The sequence below is a fragment of the Microbacterium xanthum genome (genome assembly GCF_034531355.1).
Lineage (GTDB): Bacteria > Actinomycetota > Actinomycetes > Actinomycetales > Microbacteriaceae > Microbacterium > Microbacterium xanthum.
This window is the reverse complement of sequence record NZ_JAWHUE010000003.1, coordinates 327,576-346,274: the sequence shown is the minus strand read 5'-3', so window position 1 is coordinate 346,274 and position 18,699 is coordinate 327,576. Positions and strand designations below refer to the sequence as shown.

Annotated in this window: 15 protein-coding genes and 1 riboswitch; of the genes, 5 read left to right on the top strand and 10 right to left on the bottom strand. The window is 70.6% G+C overall.

Features of this window, described 5'->3' with window-relative positions; genetic code table 11:
* Positions 1-24 precede the first annotated feature (24 nt).
* Positions 25-1,992: an ABC transporter ATP-binding protein gene (locus tag RZO50_RS11700; RefSeq protein ID WP_416211601.1), complete on the top strand. Its 1,968-nt coding sequence runs from the start codon at positions 25-27 to the stop codon at positions 1,990-1,992.
* On the opposite strand, the gene RZO50_RS11695 is transcribed toward RZO50_RS11700, so the two are convergent.
* Genes RZO50_RS11695 through RZO50_RS11670 form a run of 6 tightly spaced genes read right to left on the bottom strand, consistent with a single transcriptional unit; the run spans position 1,979 to position 8,589 of the window.
* A complete protein-coding gene (locus tag RZO50_RS11695; protein ID WP_322600028.1) occupies positions 1,979-2,938 on the bottom strand; it encodes a glycosyltransferase family 2 protein in 960 nt (319 codons plus the stop codon). The genes RZO50_RS11700 and RZO50_RS11695 overlap by 14 nt on opposite strands.
* Before the next feature lie 30 nt (positions 2,939-2,968).
* Positions 2,969-4,096 carry a cysteine desulfurase family protein gene (locus RZO50_RS11690; RefSeq protein WP_322599904.1) on the bottom strand — a complete coding sequence of 376 codons (1,128 nt, stop codon included), beginning with the start codon at positions 4,094-4,096 and terminating at the stop codon, positions 2,969-2,971.
* A gap of 4 nt (positions 4,097-4,100) precedes the next feature.
* Positions 4,101-4,961, bottom strand: a complete 861-nt coding sequence (gene nadC, locus RZO50_RS11685; protein WP_322599903.1) for a carboxylating nicotinate-nucleotide diphosphorylase — start codon at positions 4,959-4,961, stop codon at positions 4,101-4,103.
* On the bottom strand, positions 4,955-6,505 hold the full coding sequence (nadB, locus tag RZO50_RS11680) for an L-aspartate oxidase (RefSeq protein ID WP_322599902.1): 1,551 nt from the start codon (positions 6,503-6,505) through the stop codon (positions 4,955-4,957). Before nadB ends, nadC begins: the two co-directional genes overlap by 7 nt.
* 10 nt (positions 6,506-6,515) lie before the next feature.
* Positions 6,516-7,838: a quinolinate synthase NadA gene (gene nadA, locus RZO50_RS11675; protein WP_322599901.1), complete on the bottom strand. Its 1,323-nt coding sequence runs from the start codon at positions 7,836-7,838 to the stop codon at positions 6,516-6,518.
* A 31-nt stretch (positions 7,839-7,869) separates the two neighbouring features.
* Positions 7,870-8,589, bottom strand: a complete 720-nt coding sequence (locus tag RZO50_RS11670; protein ID WP_322599900.1) for an NUDIX hydrolase — start codon at positions 8,587-8,589, stop codon at positions 7,870-7,872.
* 108 nt (positions 8,590-8,697) lie between these two features.
* Here RZO50_RS11670 and RZO50_RS11665 point away from each other — a divergent pair, with 108 nt between their 5' ends.
* Positions 8,698-9,870, top strand: a complete 1,173-nt coding sequence (locus RZO50_RS11665; protein ID WP_322599899.1) for a MarP family serine protease — start codon at positions 8,698-8,700, stop codon at positions 9,868-9,870.
* A 77-nt stretch (positions 9,871-9,947) separates the two neighbouring features.
* Here the strand turns inward: RZO50_RS11665 and RZO50_RS11660 are convergent, their stop codons facing one another.
* The 3 genes from RZO50_RS11660 to RZO50_RS11650 are packed head-to-tail and all read right to left on the bottom strand — an operon-like array spanning position 9,948 to position 12,541.
* Positions 9,948-10,769: a MetQ/NlpA family ABC transporter substrate-binding protein gene (locus tag RZO50_RS11660; RefSeq protein ID WP_322599898.1), complete on the bottom strand. Its 822-nt coding sequence runs from the start codon at positions 10,767-10,769 to the stop codon at positions 9,948-9,950.
* A gap of 21 nt (positions 10,770-10,790) precedes the next feature.
* The gene (locus tag RZO50_RS11655; RefSeq protein WP_322599897.1) at positions 10,791-11,570 is read right to left on the bottom strand and encodes a methionine ABC transporter permease; all 780 of its coding nucleotides are present in this window, start codon (positions 11,568-11,570) and stop codon (positions 10,791-10,793) included.
* The gene (locus RZO50_RS11650; protein WP_322599896.1) at positions 11,567-12,541 is read right to left on the bottom strand and encodes a methionine ABC transporter ATP-binding protein; all 975 of its coding nucleotides are present in this window, start codon (positions 12,539-12,541) and stop codon (positions 11,567-11,569) included. The genes RZO50_RS11655 and RZO50_RS11650 overlap by 4 nt, the downstream gene beginning before the upstream one ends.
* Positions 12,542-12,694: 153 nt before the next feature.
* Positions 12,695-12,785, top strand: a riboswitch (glycine riboswitch).
* Between the two features lie 144 nt (positions 12,786-12,929).
* On the opposite strand from RZO50_RS11650, the gene gcvT reads away from it, so the two are divergent.
* From gcvT to gcvP, 3 genes are all read left to right on the top strand, one after another.
* On the top strand, positions 12,930-14,114 hold the full coding sequence (gene gcvT / locus RZO50_RS11645) for a glycine cleavage system aminomethyltransferase GcvT (RefSeq protein WP_322599895.1): 1,185 nt from the start codon (positions 12,930-12,932) through the stop codon (positions 14,112-14,114).
* A complete protein-coding gene (gene gcvH, locus RZO50_RS11640; RefSeq protein WP_322599894.1) occupies positions 14,111-14,494 on the top strand; it encodes a glycine cleavage system protein GcvH in 384 nt (127 codons plus the stop codon). The genes gcvT and gcvH overlap by 4 nt, the downstream gene beginning before the upstream one ends.
* A 62-nt stretch (positions 14,495-14,556) precedes the next feature.
* Entirely contained in the window at positions 14,557-17,403 is a 2,847-nt protein-coding gene (gene gcvP / locus RZO50_RS11635; RefSeq protein WP_416211600.1) for an aminomethyl-transferring glycine dehydrogenase, read from the top strand.
* Between the two features lie 116 nt (positions 17,404-17,519).
* On the opposite strand, the gene RZO50_RS11630 is transcribed toward gcvP, so the two are convergent.
* Positions 17,520-18,485, bottom strand: coding sequence for a hypothetical protein (locus RZO50_RS11630; protein WP_322599892.1), 966 nt, complete (start codon positions 18,483-18,485; stop codon positions 17,520-17,522).
* Positions 18,486-18,699: the final 214 nt, after the last annotated feature.

Sequence of the window (18,699 nt, the reverse complement as noted above, 5' to 3'; positions counted from 1 at the left end):
CGCGATTAGCCTGAAACCATGACGATGCTCGGACCGCCCCCCGGTCGCGGCGGGGCGTTCCGCGGCGTGGACGAAGCGGCGCAACGTCGTCGGAACGCCGAAGCACCGACCGTGCCGGACCTCGGTCGTCGCGTGATCGCGCTGTTCCGACCGTACGCGGGCCGGATCCTCATCACCGCCGTGCTCGTCGTGGTCGCGGCGGCGGTCGCCGTCATCCCGCCGCTGCTGGTGCAGCGCATCTTCGACGATGCGCTGTTCCCGGTCGACGGTGCGGCACCGAACCTGACGTTGCTGACCACGCTGGTCGCCGCGATGGTGGGTCTGTTCCTGCTCTCGTCCGGCTTGTCGGTGGTGCAGACCTGGCTGACCGCGACGGTCGGCAACAGGGTCACGGGCGACCTGCGCATCCGTCTGTTCGAGCACCTCCAGTCGATGGAACTGGCGTTCTTCACGCGCACCAAGACCGGGGCGATCCAGTCCCGGCTGCAGAACGACGTCGGAGGTGTGGCGGGGGTCCTGACCAACACCGTCACCAGCATCCTCGGCAACGCCGTCACCGTCGTCGCGTCGCTGGTGGCGATGATCATCATCGACTGGCGCCTGACCCTCATCGCGGTCGCCATCATGCCGTTCCTGGTCGTCGTCCAACGGCGGGTGGGTCAGGTGCGCGCGCGGATCGCCGGTGAGACGCAGGAGTCGCTGTCGGAGCTGACGGCCATCACACAGGAGACCCTGAGTGTCTCGGGAATCCTGCTGTCCACATCCTTCAACCGTCAACGGACCGAGTCTCGACGCTTCCAGGACGAGAACCGCAATCAGGTCCGCCTGCAGGTGCGCCGCGCGATGAGCGGGCAGGGCTTCTTCGCGGTGGTGCAGGTGCTGATGGCCAGCGTCCCGGCGGTGATCTACCTGGTCGCCGGCTGGCTCATCGTCGGTGGCGGCGACGATCTCACCGCCGGCACCATCGTCGCCTTCACCACGGTGCAGGCGCGGCTGCTGATGCCCCTCATGGGCCTCATGCGCGTCGCCCTCGACCTGCAGACCTCGGCGGCACTGTTCGCGCGAATCTTCGAGTACCTCGACCTGACCCCGGCCATCGTCGACCGGTCCGATGCGATCGACGTGGGGCAGGCGCCCGGTCCGCTGGGCAGCGTGGAGTTCCGAGACGTGCAGTTCCGGTACCCCGATGCCGCCGCCGGAACGACGGCGACCCTCGACGGGGTGTCCTTCCGCGCCGAGCCCGGGCAGCACGTGGCCTTCGTGGGGCCTTCCGGGGCGGGGAAGACCACGATCCTCTACCTCACGCCGCGGATGTATGCGGCGAGCGCGGGGGAGGTCCGCTTCGCCGGTGCCGACGTGGAGACCTTGCGGGGGGCCTCGATCATCGACCACGTCGGGATCGTCTCGCAGGAGACGTACCTGTTCCATGCCAGCATCCGCGAGAACCTTCGGTACGCCAAGCCCGACGCCACCGACGATGAGCTAGAGGCAGCCTGCCGGGCGGCGCACATCCACCACGTCATCGAGCGCTTCGCCGACGGATACGACACCGTGGTCGGCGAACGTGGGTATCGCCTGTCCGGCGGGGAGAAGCAGCGCATCGCCATCGCGCGGGTGATGCTCAAGGATCCGCCCGTGCTGCTCCTGGACGAGGCCACCTCGGCGTTGGACACGGTGTCGGAACGTGTGGTGCAGGCGGCTCTGGACGCCGCATCGCGGGGGAGGACGACGCTGTCGATCGCCCACCGCTTGTCGACGGTCATCTCGGCCGACGTGATCCACGTCGTCGACGGTGGGCGCATCGTCGAGTCGGGTACCCACGCCGAGCTTCTCGCGCACGGAGGTCTGTACGCCGAGCTGGCCGCGCAGCAGCTCGCCGCTTCGCGGATCCTCGAGACCGAGGAGTCCGAACCACACCCGCCGCTGCCCGATCGACGCGCCGACCGGGCGCCGGACGACCCGGTGGCGCGCGGTCCGATCACCAGAGGGTGACGGCGTCCACCCACGAACGCTGCGTCGGGTCCAGGCGGGCCCGGGCAGCCTCGGCCTGCGACCAGACCCGTCGCGTGAAGGCGCCGAGAAGCCGGCGGTAGGTCGGATCGGGGTGGGAGTGCGCGATCGCTGTCAGGCGCGGGAGATCCATCGTCAGGATCAGGTGCACGCGCTCCTGCACCGCGGCCGGGAATCCTGCCGTCCGGAGGACGTCGAGGCCGCCTTCCATCGCATCCAGGCAATCGCGCAGGACCTCGAGACGCTCCTCCTGCTGCGTGATCGACGAACCGTCCGGGCGAACCCGCCACCGCACCACGACATCTGCCACGGTGTCGAAGCGTCGCGCCCGGGTGTACATCTGCTGCGCGATCACCTGATCCTCGTAGAGCCGGTCCTCCGGGAAGGCGAGGCCGGCGCGGTGCCAGAACGAGGTCCGACTCGCCTTCGACCACGCCACGATGTTGCCGCCGGCGCTCGGATGATCGCCGAGGGTCGTGGCGCGGCGGGCGGGAGCCGTCGCGGCCTTCACCCACGGCTGCACCTCGCCTTCGCGGTATCCGCCGTTCGCGTCGGGTCGAAGCCGGGTGTACGCGCCGGCGACGAAGTCGCTCCCGGTCTCCTCGAGCGCGCCCACGAGGACGGCCAGCGCCGACGGCGTCAGTTCGTCGTCGGCGTCGAGGAACCCGAGGAAGGGGGTCCCGACGAGGGTGAGCCCGGTGTTGCGGGCGGCACCGAGACCGCGGCGGGCGCCGTGACGGACCACCCGGAACCGCTCGTCGGCGGCAGCCGCTGCGTCGAAGATCTCCGCGGTGTCGTCATCCGAGGCGTCGTCGATGAGGACGGCGTTCCAGTCGGTGCGCGTCTGCGCCCGCAGCGACGCCAGGGCGGCGGGGGCGTAGGGGCCCACGTTCCATCCGGGCACGATCATCGTGATCGAGGTGCGCATCACGTCCCCGATCCTAGGTCGCCGCAGTCCTCACACGGCGCGGACCGCGTCCGCAACGGCATCCGCGACCGTGTCGAGGGGGCCGTCCCAGGTGTGCGGAAGGGTGAACCGCACGGCGGTGCGGGCGAGGTCGGGGGCGAGTCCGAGGGCGGTGAGAACGTGCGAGGGGTCGTCGCTTCCCGCCGCGCAGGCCGACCCGCTCGAGGAGACCACGCCACGACGTTCGAGCTCCAGCAGCACCGCTTCGCCGCTCGTTCCCGCGAAGGTGAAGCTCGCCGTCCCGGGCAGGCGTGAGACGGGGTGCCCCGTCAGCCGGGCGGTGGGAACGGATGCGAGCACCCTCTCGATGAACGCGTCGCGGATGCGGCTGACGCGCTCCGCGGCATCCGCGCGCTCGGCTTCAGCCAGTTCGAGGGCGGCGGCCAGCCCGACGGCCCCGGCGACGTTCTCGGTCCCGGAGCGGCGCCCGCGCTGCTGGCCACCGCCGTGCAGGACGGGTTCGACGGGGATCCGCCCTCGCACCATCGCCACGCCGATCCCCTTCGGGCCCCCGAACTTGTGGCCCGCCAGGCTCAACGCGTCGGCGCCGAGGGAGGCCAACGGCAACCACCCCGCCGCTTGGACGGCATCCAGATGCAGCGGTACCCGCCCGCTCGCCTCGACGAGGGCGGGTGCGTCCTGCACGGTGCCGATCTCGTTGTTGGCCAATCCGATCGAGACGACGGCCGTGTCGGCGCGGACCGCGCGGGCCATCTCGCCGGGGTCGACGCGCCCGTGCCGGTCGACCGTGAGCATCGTGACCTCGAAGCCGTGCAGGCGTTGCAGATGATCGACCGATGCGAGCACCGACTCGTGCTCGATCGGGGTCGTCACCACGTGCCGTGCCCCGCTGGCCTGCATCGCGGCGAGGGCGATCCCCTTGACCGCAAGGTTGTTCGCTTCGGTGCCCCCGGAGGTGAACACGATGTCGCCGGCACGTACGGCGAGCACGCGCGCGACGCGACGGCGCGCGTCATCCAGCGACGCTGCCGCCCGTTCGCCGACGGTGTGGTGGCTGGAGGGGTTGCCGTACGTGGTCGTCAGCAGGGGGGCCATGGCCTCGAGCACCTCACGCCGCATCGGCGTCGTGGCGGCGTTGTCGAGGTAGAGGGCGGTCACGGTGTCACTCGTCGAGGTCGACGCGGATGTCGAGACCGAGGTCGAGAGCGCGCGCGGAGTGGGTCAGCGCGCCGACCGAGATGACGTCCACGCCGGTCTCGGCGATGTCTTTCACGGTGTCGAGGGAGATGCCGCCGGACGCCTCCACGGTCGCCTGTCCGCCGATGCGCCGGACACCGGCCCGCAGGTCGTCGAGGGTGAAGTTGTCGAGCATGATCGTTCCCACGCCGGCGGCCAGGACCGCATCGATCTGGTCGAGGCGATCGACCTCGACCTCGACGTGGGTCGTGTGGGGAAGGCGCGCGATCGCGCCGTTCAGCGCGGCGGTCACGGAGACCCCCCGCTCGCGGAGGACGGCCAGATGGTTGTCCTTGGCCATCACCGCGTCGCTGAGCGAGGTGCGGTGGTTGTGGCCTCCGCCGCAGCGGACCGCGTGACGTTCGAAAGCCCGAAGCAGCGGCGTCGTCTTGCGGGTGTCGGCGATGCGCGCGCCGGTGTGGGCGACCTCTGCGACGTATCGGGCGGTGAGCGTGGCGACGCCGCACATACGCTGCACGAAGTTCAACCCGACGCGCTCGGCGGTCAGCACCGCCCGGGCGGGTCCGGTGACGACCGCGAGGGTGCGGCGCGCGGCGAAAGCCTCGCCCTCGCGGTAACGCACGTCGACGTGGATGGACGGGTCGGTGAGGCGGAACGCCGCGGAGAACACCTCGCCGCCGGCGAAGACGCCGGGTTCGCGCGAGGTCAGCTCGGCGCGGGCGATCGCATCTTCGGGGATGAGGGTCTCGCTGGTGACGTCGCCCCACGGTGCGTCCTCGTCGAGGGCGGCTTCGACGACCCGGTCGATCACGCGCGGTGTCAGCATGGTGCTCCGATCAGAGTGGCTTCCGGAAGGGGCGCGGTCTTGCCCGAGGTGGAGGGATCATCGCTGCGCACGTGTGCTCCGACCGAACCCCGCCGCGCGTGTGCCGCAGCGAGCAGGTGCTCGGCGACCAGCAGCAGGTTGTCGTCCTCGGCCGCGGCGGCGTCGGCGACCTGGGCGGCACGGCTGGCGCGCCACGATGCGACCGTCGACGCGGCGCGGGTGAGTCCGATCGCGTCGCGGCGGAGGCCGGCATGATCCCAGAGGAGCCGCTGCAACGCTCGTCGCGAGAAGGGCAGGTCCGCGCGTGGCGGGGCCTGTCGTGGCAGCGGCCCCGGCCCCGCCGCGTCGGGGCCGACGCGACCGCGGGAGCGCGGCGCCGAGGTGGCCGCGGCACCGACCCGGGAGCCGAAGACCGCCCCCTCGAGGAGGGAATTGGACGCGAGTCGATTGGCGCCGTGCAGTCCGGTGCGGGCGGTCTCTCCGGCGGCGAACAGGCCGGGGATGCTGGTGCGACCGTCGAGGTCTGTCACGACACCGCCCATGAGGTAGTGCGCAGCAGGGGTGACGGGCACCCGTTGCGCCGACCAGTCGATTCCCGCGGCCCGCACCGCGCGGTCGATCGTCGGGAAGCGGCTCGCGAGGAACGCGGCGTTCCCCGCCGTGCCGCCGCGGAGGGAGGTCGCATCGAGGAACACCTGCCGGCCCTGGGCCATCGCGTCGGCGATCGCGCGTGCGACGACGTCGCGCGGGGCGAGCTCGCCATCGGGATGCACGTCGAGGACGAAGCGGTGGCCGGTCTCGTCCACGAGCAAGGCGCCCTCCCCACGCACGGCTTCGGAGACGAGGAAGGCCCCGGGGGCGTGGAGCACGGTGGGGTGGAACTGTACGAATTCCAGATCGGCGACCGCGGCACCGGCGCGCAATGCCATGGCGAGGCCGTCTCCGGTGGCGACCGAAGGATTGGTGGTGTGTGCGAACAGCGCACCGGCGCCGCCGGTGGCCAGGACCACCGCGTCGGCGTGAAGGACCCCGCCGCGCAGAAGGCGGATGCCGCGGGCGCGTCCCCCGTCGAGCACCACGTCGGCGGCCATCTCGTGTTCGCGGACGACGATCCCGTCGTGGGCGCGGGCGGCGGCGGAGAGGGCCCGCTGGATTTCGAGCCCGGTGGCATCGCCGCCGGCATGGATCACACGGGGGTACGAGTGCGCGGCTTCGAGCCCGCGGACGAAACGGCCTGAGGAGTCGGTGTCGAAGACGACGCCGTGGGAGATCAGCTCGGCGATCACCTCGGCGCCCCCGGCGGCGACGATCCCCGCTGCGGCGGCGTCACCGAGTCCGGCCGAGGCGGCGAGGGTGTCGCGGACGTGGTCCTCGACGGAGTCGTCCGGGAAGGTCACGGCGGCGATGCCGCCTTGCGCCCACGCGGTCGCGGTGTCCTCGAGGGCAGCTTTGGCCACGACGGTCACCTCCGCGCCGAGGGAGGCGGCGCGCAGTGCTGTCGTGAGCCCGGCGATGCCGCTTCCGACCACGACCAGAGAGGTCATCGGATCACCCTCATGATGCCGGCGGCTTGGCCGCCAACATCCGCTCGAGGGCCACGCGCGCGGGATCGGCGACGTCCGGCGTGACCGTGATCCGATTGCGCACCTCTCCGGCGACGAGACCCTCGAGCGTCCAGGCGAGGTAGCCCGGGTGGATGCGATACATCGTCGAGCAGGGGCAGACGACCGGATCCAGGCAGAAGATCGTGTGCTGCGGATGCTCGGCGGCCAGACGCTGGACGAGGTTGATCTCGGTGCCGATCGCGAAGGTCGTCGGCTCGGTGGCCGCGGCGATGGCTTTGCGGATGTAGTCGGTCGACCCCGACTCGTCCGCCGCGTCGACGACGGGCATGGGGCACTCGGGGTGCACGATCACGCGCACGCCGGGATGCTCGGCGCGCGCCTTGGCGATCTGATCCACCGTGAACCGGCGGTGCACCGAGCAGAACCCGTGCCACAGGATCACCTCGGCGTCGGCGAGCGTCCGCGCGTCCGTCCCGCCGAGGGGGCGGTTCGGGTCCCACATCGGCATGCGGTCCAGTGGGACACCCATTGCCTTGGCGGTGTTGCGGCCCAGGTGCTGATCGGGGAAGAAGAGGACGCGGCGGCCTCGCTGGAACGCCCATTCCAGCACCGTCCGGGCGTTCGAGGACGTGCACACGATGCCGCCGTGGCGACCGACGAAGCCCTTGATGGCGGCGGAGGAGTTCATGTACGTGACCGGCACGACCGGAACGCGGCCGTCCGCATCTGCGGTGGTCATGTCGCCGTAGACCTCTTCGAGCTGCTCCCAGCACTCTTCGACCTGGTCGATGTCGGCCATGTCGGCCATCGAGCACCCCGCGGCGAGATTGGGCAGGATGACGGCCTGCTCGGGGCCGGAGAGCAGGTCGGCCGTCTCGGCCATGAAATGGACACCGCAGAAGACGATCGCCTCGGCATCGGGGTGTTCGAGTGCCGCGTTGGCCAGTTGGAAGGAATCTCCCACGTAGTCCGCGTGGGTGACGACCTCATCGCGCTGGTAGAAGTGGCCGAGGACCACGACGCGCTCGCCGAGGGCCTTCTTGGCGGCTCGGATGCGGGCATCGAGCGCCTCGTCGTCCGCCTCGCGGTACTCGGCGGGGAGCTCGCCCTGGCGCGGCGCGCCCGTGGGGATCACATCCCCCATCGAGGCCCCCGGTCCGTAGCCGGGATCGCGGTCGATCTCCCACGGGCCGACGGCGAGATCGGTTGAGCATGTCGCCGAGGTGTCGGGGCCGGCGACGATCTGCTGGATGAGGTGATCGACGGACGGGTCGACCGGGTGGGACTGCACCGTGACGGATGTGGTGGTCATGGCGTCCTCTTCTCTTCGGGTGGTCTCGGACTCAGGCGCGCACGCCGAGCGGGCCGCGGTCGGCCAGCTCCACGTCGCGGTTGTAGCGGTACAGGCGGGCGGGGCGATGGCTGCCGGTGCGGAAACGCTCGGTCGGGATCAACGTGCCCGACCCCTCCGCCTGGCGCCGGAAGTTCGCCGGGTCCAGGCGGCGGCGCAGGACCGCTTCGTAGACCTCGCGCAGCTCCGCGAGGGTGAATTCGTCGGCCAGGAGCCCGTGGGCGATCCGGCTGTACCCGACCTTGTTCCGCAGTCGCCACAGCGCGTAGTCCACGATGTCGTTGTGGTCGAAAGCCAGTCGGGGCAACTCCGCCGCGTCGAACCAGGCGACGTTCTCGGGGGCATCGCCGTCTGCGGCGTGCGCGGCCAGCTGCGCGTCCACGTCGTCCTGACGCAGCAGTGCCCAGTACACGATCGAAACGACCCGGCTGGGGGACCGGTCGACGTCGCCGAAGGCATAGAGCTGCTCGAGGTAGCTGGGCTGGAGGCCGGTGGTCTCCGCGAGCGTCCGCGACGCCGCGGCGTCGAGCCCTTCGGCCGCGTCGAGCCATCCGCCGGGGAGTGCCCACTGCCCCTCATGCGGGTCGCGGGTGCGGCGGACCATCGGAATGCTCAGGGTCGTGGCGTCGCCGCTGCGGCGCACGGTGAAGATCACCGTCGAAACGGCGACGCGCGTGATGTCCTCATCCGTCGACCGACTTCGTGTCACCATGACCATTACCTCCTCGACCGATCTTAGTGTCGATATGACCAGAACTCCAACCGTGAGGCATCGGGCGCTCTCATAGGTGCGCCCTCTAGGGTTCGAGGAGGAGGGGTCGTGCTGCTGCTGGACATCGTGCTGATCGTGATGCTCGTCATCGCGCTGGTCGTCGGTGCGGTGCGGGGATTCATCGCCAGCCTCGGGTCGTTGATCGGCCTCGTCGCCGGGGTGCTCGCGGCGTGGTGGCTGGTCCCCCTCGTCAACGACGCGTGGCCTTATCCGGAGTGGCGCTCGCTCGTGGTCGTCGGTCTCGCGCTGCTGCTCGTCCTCGGCGGGACGGCGATCGGCGCCGGCATCGCCGGCCGCATCCGCTCGGGTGTCGATCGCACGCCCCTGCGCGTGGTGGACCGCCTCCTCGGGGCCGCCGCAGGCGTGGTCGTCACGGCCCTCGCCCTGTCACTGATCGGCGCGAGTGTGACGGCCACCGGTGCGCCGACCCTGGCGCCCATGATCGGATCGTCCCGCGTCCTGCAGACGGTCGATCGCTACACGCCGACCCCCGTCGCGCAGGCGATGGCCCAGCTGCGCTCCCTCGTGCTCGATGACGGCATCCCCCGTGTCGGTGAGCTGCTCGCCCCACAGGTGCAGGCCACCGAGCCGCCGATCGCGCTGGACGATCCGGAGCTGTCCGCCGCGGCGGCATCGGTCGCCCGCGTGTCCGGCACCGCCTACGCATGCGGCACGAGTTCCACCGGCAGCGGGTTCGTCATCGCCGACGACCGGGTGGTGACCAACGCGCACGTGATCGCGGGGGTCGACGAGCCCCTCGTCCAACTTCCCGGCGGTCAGGCGCTCGCCGGTCGCGTGGTCTACTTCGACGCCGTGGACGACATCGCCGTCATCGCCGTCGAGGGGCTGAATGCCGACCCGCTCGAGCTCGGCGACGTGCTCACCCCCGGGTCCGCCGCCGTCGTGCAGGGCTATCCGCTGGGCGGCCCGTTCACCCAGAACAACGCGCAGGTGCTCTCCACCGGCACCGTGCCCGTTCCCGACATCTATTCCGAGCAGTCCGCGCCACGTGAGATCTACACGCTCGAGGCCCTTGTCCGACCCGGCAACTCCGGCGGCCCGGTGCTGACCGGGGACGGAGTCGTCGTGGGGATCGTCTTCGCCCGGGGGCAGAACGACGACACACGGGGCTACGCGGCGACCAACTCCGAGCTGATCGAGGTGGTCGCCGCCGCGCCGGCCCTGGTCGACGCGGTCTCTTCGGGCACCTGTACCACCTGACCGGTCTCTTCACCGAACACTCATGAAGGGGGTGGGGCGCCGAAGCGTCCCACCCCCTTCATCTGTCCTCCTCCGAGTCACTCGGCGGGGATGACCAGCCCGTCGTAGTTCTCGATGATCCACTCCTGGGTCTCGTCGGAGGTGAGCAGCTCGTACAGCGTGATGATGCGCGGGTCCTCGCTCAGGTCGCCGCGCGTGGCGAGGATGTTGAAGTAGGGGCTGTCGGTCGACTCGGTCAGGATCTGGAGGTCACCGGACAAGCCCGCCGCGGCGGCGAAACTGAAGTTCACGATGGCGGCGTCCTGCTGCTGCAGGGCGGTCGGCAGGCTCGCGGCGTCGATCTCGGTGAAGGCGAAATCGCGGGGGTTGGCGGTGATGTCTGCGACGGTCGTCGGTGCGTCCGTGGTCTCGATGAGTCCGGCGTCGGCGAGCAGCAGCAGAGCGCGGGACTCGTTGCTCGCGTCGTTGGGCAGGGCGATCGACGCGCCGTCGGGCAGCTCCTCGATGGAGTCGACGGTCTCGGAGTAGAGAGCCAGCGGCGGCAGGTAGACCTCACCCACCGAGACCAGGTCCTCCCCGGAGTCCTCGGTGAACAGATCGAGGAACGGCTTGTGCTGGAACAGGTTCGCGTCGGTGGCGCCCTGGGCCAGGGCGGGGTTCGGCGTGTTGTAGTCGCTGAACTCGGTGATCTGGAGGTCGAGACCGGCCTCCTCGGCGAGGTTCTCCTGCACGAAGGCGAGGATCTCGCCGGCGGGGACGGCGGTCGCACCGACCACGAGGGTGCCGAGATCGTCCGCCGAGACGGGCTCGGAGTCGGCGGTGCCGGAGCACGCGGACAGGGTCAGAGCGGCGGCCGCGACGGCGGCGAGTCCCACGGCGGGACGGAGAAAGCGAGACATGGAAGTCCTTTCGGTGGAAGGTCAGCCGACGGGGCGGTCGGTGGGAGAGCCTGGGGGATCCGCGTCGGCGGCGGATGTTTCGCGGCGGCGCGCACGCGGCCGCTCGTGGTCGAGGCGCCGCGCGAGGAACCCTCCCGTTGACTGCAGCGCCTGGACGAGGACGAGGAGCACCAGGACGACCGCCACGATGTATTCGGTGCTGTACCGCTGATAGCCGTAGCGGATTGCGAGGTCGCCCAGCCCGCCGGCGCCGATCACGCCGGCGATGGCGGAGAAGTTGATGATCGAGACGACCGTGGTGGTGAACCCGAGCACGATGGCGGGCATCGCCTCCGGCACGAGGACCTTCGTGAGGATCTGCCAGCGGGTCGCCCCCAGGGCGTCGGCGGCCTCCACTTTGCCGGGGGCGACCTCACGTACCGCGATCTCGACGATGCGGGCGAAGAACGGGATCGCCGCGACGCTCAGCGGGACGATCGCGGCCGTCGATCCGAACGAGGTCCCGATGAGCACGAAGGTGACCGGGATGAGGGCGATCATGAGGATCACGAAAGGCACCGAACGGGTGACGTTGACGATGACCGCGAGCACGATGTTGATCGCACGGCCGAGCGCCCGACTGCCGAAGGGGGCTTGGAGGATGCCGCCGCGGTCGGTCGCCACGAGCGCCACGCCGATCGCCAGGCCGACGACCCAGGTGATGATCATGGTCGCCAGCACCATGTACAGGGTCTCCCACGTGGCCCGGGCGACGTTCTCGACCAGATCCGACCAGAATCCGGGGTCCGCGGAGTCGATCATGCGCGGCTCACCTCTTCGACGACGAGATCCTGAGAGCGGAGGTCGGCGACGACCGCAGCCACATCCGCACCGACGGGGATCCGGAGGCGGGTGCGACCGGTCTGCACGCCGTCGATCGTCTCGATCGCCGCGCCGAGCAGTCCGACATCGGCGGTGTGCCGACGCGCGAGTCGCGTGATCACGGGCTCATCGGCGGACAGCCCGGTGAAGGTCACATCCAGGACGGTGCCTTCGGCGGCCGTCGGTACGGCACCGAGCGGAAACAGCTGCCGTGCGATCACCGAGCCCGGGGTGCGCAGCAGATCCTGCAGCCGACCGGTCTCGACGATCCGTCCACGTTCCATGAGGGCCGCCGACGAGCACACGCCCTTGACGACATCCATCTCGTGCGTGATGAGCAGCACGGTCAGTCGCAGTTCGCGGTTCAGTCGGCGCAGGAGCTCGAGGATGCTCAGGGTCGTCTCGGGATCCAAGGCGCTCGTGGCCTCATCGGACAGCAGAACGCGCGGATTGGTCGCCAGCGCACGGGCGATCCCCACGCGCTGCTTCTGCCCGCCGGAGAGTTCCGCGGGGTACGCGCCCGCCTTGTCGGCCAGACCGACGAGGTCGAGGATCTCCCCGACGCGCGCCGAGCGCTCGGCGCGCGGCACGCCCCGCGCTTCGAGGGCGAGGGAGACGTTGCCGGCCGCCGTCCGCCGCGACAGCAGGTTGAAGTGCTGGAAGATCATTCCGATGTCGTGTCGCGCGTCGCGAAGCGCCTCGCCCGTGAGCGTCGTGATCTGGCGTCCTGCCACGTCGACCGTGCCCGAATCGGGCTTCTCGAGCCCGTTGATGGTGCGGATGAGCGTGCTCTTTCCGGCACCGCTGGTGCCGACGACGCCGAAGATCTCGCCCTCGGGGACCGTCAGGGACACATCGTCGAGGGCGCGGACGCCGGAGAAGGTTTTGAACAGGTGTGATGTCGTGATCATGATGAGGCACGACGGGCGCTCCACCGGGCGGTGAGGCGCACCGCCGTCGGTGTGGGAACAGAACCAGCCTGCGGCATGCCGCTCGGATCTGCACAATCGTGTTACTCCGCGTGACCGACTGGCTATGCTGGACCCGCACGTCAATACAGGCCGATGATCGGGTCGGGAGAGCCCCGGGTGACCGGGCACCGAAGGAGCAAGCCTCCCCGCCAATCTCTCAGGTAACGCGTACCGCTCCGATCTGGCCGACTCTGAAAAGCGATCCCCGTCCGCGGGGGTCCGCCGACGGTGAAAGTCCGGCCCCCGGACGAAACTCTCAGGCCCATGACAGAGGGGGAGTTCACATCCGTTCAGCCGAGCGGGTGCCCGAGGAGAACCGGGAGAACTCATGACCGACCCCCGCACCACCGCGCTGCACACGCGACACGAGGCCCTGGGCGCCTCGTTCACCGACTTCGGCGGCTGGCTCATGCCCGTCCGCTATACCTCGGATCTCGCCGAGCACCGCGCCGTCCGCGAGGCGGCGGGCCTGTTCGACATCTCCCATATGGCCGAGTTCCTCATCACGGGGCCCGACGCCGCCCCCTTCCTGGACTACGCGCTATCCGGGAAGCCCTCGGCCATGGTCGATGGGAAGGCGAAGTACTCCCTCGTCCTCTCCGAGGACGGGGGGATCGTCGACGACGTCATCGTCTACCGGATCGCCGCCGACCGTTTCCTCGTCGTGGCCAACGCCGCCAACCGGGAAGCCGTCTCGCGGGCCTTCGCGGAGCGATCCCGGCGGCGACCCACCGCTGAAGCTCTCTCCGCGAACGCTCCAGACCCCTCCACCTCCTTTGCACTGATCCCCGGTGCAAGTGACATGCCCGTGATCGAGGACGTGACCGACCATCTGTCGCTCATCGCCGTCCAGGGGCCTCGGGCCCAGGAGGTGCTCGGCTCCCTCAGCCTCCTCGAAGACATCTCGCCTCCGCTGGACGCACTCGGGTACTACGCGTGGTCTCAGGCTTCGATGGCGGGGGAGTGGGTGCTCATCGCGCGAACCGGCTACACCGGGGAAGACGGGTTCGAACTGCTCGTGCCCAACTCGCTGTGCGAATCGCTCTGGGACGCGCTGCTGACGGTGGGCGCGCCCCTCGGACTCGTCCCGGCCGGTCTCGCCGCGCGGGACACGCTGAGGCTCGAGGCGGGAATGCCGCTGTACGGCCACGAGCTCAGCCGCCATGTACGTCCCGAACAGGCCGGCCTCGGCAGGGTCGTGGCCAGGGACAAGGCGGACTTCGTCGGAAAATCCGCGCTGGAGAACCCCTTGCCGCCCGACGCGCCCGTGCTGGTGGGACTCACCGGATCCGGCCGCCGTGCCGGGCGGGCAGGGTACGCCGTCCTGGCCGGAGACGACATCGTCGGCGAGGTGACCAGCGGCGCTCTGAGTCCGACCCTCGGCCACCCCATCGCGATGGCCTTCGTCGACCCCGCCGCCGCCGCCCCCGGAACCGACCTTCTGCTCGATGTGCGGGGAACACTGATCCCCGCGACCGTGACCGCCCTGCCCTTCTATCGGAGGAACCGATGACCGATCTCACCGCCCTGAAGTACACCGCCGAGCACGAGTGGATCGCCCTGGAGGGCGATGTCGCCACGGTCGGCATCACCGCGTTCGCCGCCGAGAAGCTGGGCGACATCGTCTTCGTCGAGCTGCCGGGTGTCGGGTCCGAGGTCTCGGCGAATGCCGTGTGCGGCGAGATCGAGTCGACGAAGTCCGTCGGGGAGCTCTACGCGCCCTTGTCCGGAACGGTCGTCGAGGTCAACGACGCCGCCGTCGACGACCCGTCGCTGGTCAACTCCGACCCGTTCGGCTGCGGCTGGCTCGTCAAGCTCACCGTCGACCCGGCCGCGGTCGCGGATCTGCTCGACCACGCCGCGTACGCCGAACTCACCGGCGGACCGGCGTGAGCGTCGGATCGACGCCCTTCGCCGCCCGGCACATCGGGATCGACACCGCCGCGCAGCGGGAGATGCTCGCCGCGGTGGGGTACGACGACACGTCGTCCCTGATGGCCGCGGCGGTGCCCGCATCCATCCGTCTCGCAGAGGAGGAGGGCCTCGCCCTGGAGCCGGCGGGAGAGGCGGAGGCGCTGGCCGAGCTCCGCGCGCTCGCGGAGGCGAACACCGTCGCGCGCTCCATGATCGGGCTCGGTTACTACGACACCCACACACCGGCCGTCATCGCGCGGAACGTGTTCGAGAACCCCTCGTGGTACACCGCCTATACGCCGTACCAGCCCGAGATCTCGCAGGGCCGACTCGAGGCCCTCATCACCTTCCAGACGATGGTGACCGATCTGACCGGCCTCGACACCGCCAACGCGTCCATGCTCGATGAGTCCACGGCGGTCGTGGAGGGGATGCTCGTCGCGCGCCGCGCATCCAAGAGCTCCTCGAACGTCTTCCTGGTCGACACGGACACGATGCCGCAGACCGCCGCGCTGCTCGCGCACCGTGCCGAGGCGCTCGGCATCGAGGTGCGGGAGGTGGATTTCGCCGCCGGCGCCATCGCCGACGGCGAGGCTTTCGGGGCCCTCGTTCAGTACCCCGGGGCCTCCGGGCGGGTGTGGGACCCGACCGAGGTCATCGCGGCCGTGCGTGACGGCGGCGGTCGCGTCGTGGTCGCGGCCGACCTGCTCGCCCTCACCCTGTTGCGCTCGCCGGGCTCGCTCGGCGCCGACATCGCCGTCGGGACCACCCAGCGATTCGGCGTGCCCATGGGCTTCGGTGGGCCCCACGCCGGCTACATGGCCGTGCGTGCGGGACTCGAGCGGCAACTGCCCGGACGCCTGGTCGGGGTGTCGCAGGATGCCGCGGGCGACCCCGCCTACCGTCTGTCTCTGCAGACGCGTGAGCAGCACATCCGTCGCGAGAAGGCGACCTCGAACATCTGCACCGCCCAAGTGCTGCTGGCCGTGATGGCCGCGATGTACGCCGTCTATCACGGCCCGCGAGGGCTGCGGGCGATCGCGCAATCGGTGCACGCGCAGGCCACCCTCGTCGCCGACACCCTGCGGGTTCGAGGCCTGGAGGTCGTCGCGGAGGCGTTCTTCGACACGATCCAGGTCCGCGTCTCCGACGCCGACGCCGTCGTGGATGCCGCCCGGGAACGCGGCATCCTGCTGCGCCGTGTCGACGACGTCACCGTGGGCGTGGCCTTCGACGAGGTCTCCGCGACCTCGCCCGACGTCGTTCCCGCACTCCTCACCGTCTTCGGCGTGGCAGATGCTCCGGGATGGCCGGGCGGGCGCGGATACGGCGGCACCGGACAGGGATGGCATGCCTTCGCGCCGGGTGCGGCTCGGTCCTTTCCCGACGCCCTCGCGCGCACCGATGAGTACTTGACGCACGCGGTGTTCACCACTCACCACTCCGAGACGGCGATGATGCGGTACCTCAAGCGGCTCGCCGACCGCGACTACGCGCTGGACCGCGGCATGATCCCGCTCGGCTCGTGCACCATGAAACTGAACGCCGCCACCGAGATGGCGGCGGTGTCGTGGCCCGAGTTCGCGAGGATTCACCCGTTCGCCCCCGCGGCGCACGTGGCCGGATACCTCGACCTCGTCACCCAGCTCGAACAGTGGCTGGCCGATCTCACCGGCTACGACGCGGTGTCGTTGCAGCCCAACGCCGGATCGCAGGGGGAGCTCGCGGGTCTGCTCGCGATCCGCGGCTTCCACCGCGCCAACGGGGATGCGGAGCGCACGGTGTGCCTCATCCCGTCCTCCGCCCACGGCACGAACGCGGCGTCGGCGGTGCTCGCCGGGATGCGGGTCGTCGTGGTGGCATGTGACGAAGCGGGCAACGTCGACCTGGATGATCTCCGGGCGAAGATCGAGGCGCACCGGGACTCGCTGGCGGCGCTCATGATCACCTACCCGTCAACGCACGGGGTGTTCGAGCACGACGTCGTCGAGGTCACTCGGGCCGTCCACGACGCCGGCGGACAGGTGTACGTCGACGGGGCGAACCTCAACGCGTTGGTCGGCTTCGCCCGTTTCGGCGACCTCGGTGGCGACGTGTCGCACCTGAACCTCCATAAGACGTTCGCGATCCCGCACGGCGGGGGCGGACCCGGGGTGGGGCCGGTCGCGGCGAAAGCGCACCTCGCGCCGTTCCTGCCCTCCCATCCGGCCGCGCAGCGGGAGGCGCATGCCGGCGGATACGTCTTCTCCGGTGGTCCGATCTCGGCTGCGCCGTACGGTTCGGCGTCGATCCTGCCCATCTCGTGGGCGTACGTGCGGATGATGGGATCGCGCGGCCTCACCGACGCGACCGCCGCGGCGGTGCTCGCGGCGAACTACATCGCGGTGCGGCTGAAGGATCACTTCCCGGTCTTGTACGCGGGCGAGAACGGCCTGGTCGCGCACGAGTGCATCCTCGACCTCCGCCCTCTCCGGGACAGCACCGGCGTCACCGTGGACGACGTCGCCAAACGCCTGATCGACTACGGCTTCCACGCGCCGACGATGTCGTTCCCGGTGGCAGGCACGCTCATGGTCGAACCGACCGAGTCGGAGGATCTCGCGGAACTCGATCGATTCGTCGAGGCGATGGTCGCGATCAAGGCGGAGGCAGAGCGTGTCCGGGCGGGGAATTGGCCGGCAAGCGACAACCCGCTCGTGAACGCCCCGCACACCGCCGAGTCGATCAGCATCGCCGAGTGGCCGCACCCGTACTCGCGCGAAACGGCGGTGTACCCCGTGCGCAGCCTCGTCCGCGGCAAGTACTGGCCACCGGTGCGCCGCATCGACCAGGCCTACGGCGACCGGAACCTCGTGTGCGCGTGCCCGCCCCCGGAGGCCTTCGCCTGAGCGCACCCGCCCGTGCCTCGCCCCGCCCCCGACCTCGCGTCGCCCCGCCTCCGGCGCACCGCGTTGCGGGCGAGACCGGGCTTGGCGTCTGAGACCCGGCCGCGTGCGGTCGGGTCTCAGACGGGCGGCCGGGTCTCGCCGTGTCGCCAAGATCGGGGATGGTGTCGCAGCGTCGCCAGCGCGGCGCGATGTGGCGCCCGGATCGTGTCGAGGCCCGCCGCTCTCAGCGCTGCGGCGAGCGGGTCAGCGCGCATCGTGTCCGCCCAGTCCCACCGGGCGAAGCCGTCCACCTGGCGTCGGAGCCGGTCCTCGCGCCGTTTCTCGTCGACGAGCGCCCGCGTCGTGGCGTCGACGTCGCCGCGGTCGTACTTCCCGAAGCCGTCGGACTCGCCGATGGCGCGAACGGACCGCCAGAAGAAGTCGACACGATCTTCGAAACCCGGGGACGAGAAGACGACCTGCAGCTCGGGATCCGGGAATCCGAGCCACTCGATGACCGCACGGCTCACGGACTCGCCGACCGACTCGGAACGGGGCGTCGCGCGGTCGAGCACCCACTGCACTCGCCGCTTTCCGCGCTGACCGAGGTGGCCCTGGGTGAGAGTGCGCCACGTCGCCGCGGTCTCGCCGACCCGGCGGAGCCCGGCGTCGACCACGGCGAGTCCGTACGCGGGAGGAAGGACGCGGGCGAGGCCGAGCGCGGTGTCCCGTATGCCGGTCGCCCAGACCGTGCCGAGGGCGGCCGCGTGCGGCGGTCGTCGTGTCGAGTGGATCACGAGGTCGCCATAGCGCCGCGACTTCCCACCCGCGTCGTCGATCAGATGCACGTCGCGAGGCTCCCCGAAGATCGGCAGCCCGTGCAGTGCGGCCGCCGACTCGAAGGCGAACAGGACTCCGGGATGCTGCGCACCCACCGCGTGCACCCGAGCGAGGTATCGCTCCCACGGTGAGAGGGCCTCCCACGCGATGCGGGGCGCGTATACCCCGCGCCGCACGCGCACCCACCCCGGGTCGGTGCGGAACCGCACACCTCCGAACGCTTCATCCGAGGCGAGGGTGAGCGGGACCGGCGAGCTCTGCATGCCCTCGAGCGTGGCCGCATCCTCTCCGACCGAGGTCCGCCGGGCCCAGATCTGTGGATGATCCCCCAGACTGCTGCGCTGTGCAGCAGGAGAGCCGCACCGCCGAGACCCGGCCCGATGTCCGAAACCTGGCCGCACGCAACCGGGTCTCGGACGCGAACGCGGGTCTCGGCGCTGCGGGGCGGGGCGGGGCGGGCGGGGCGGGGCGGGGCGG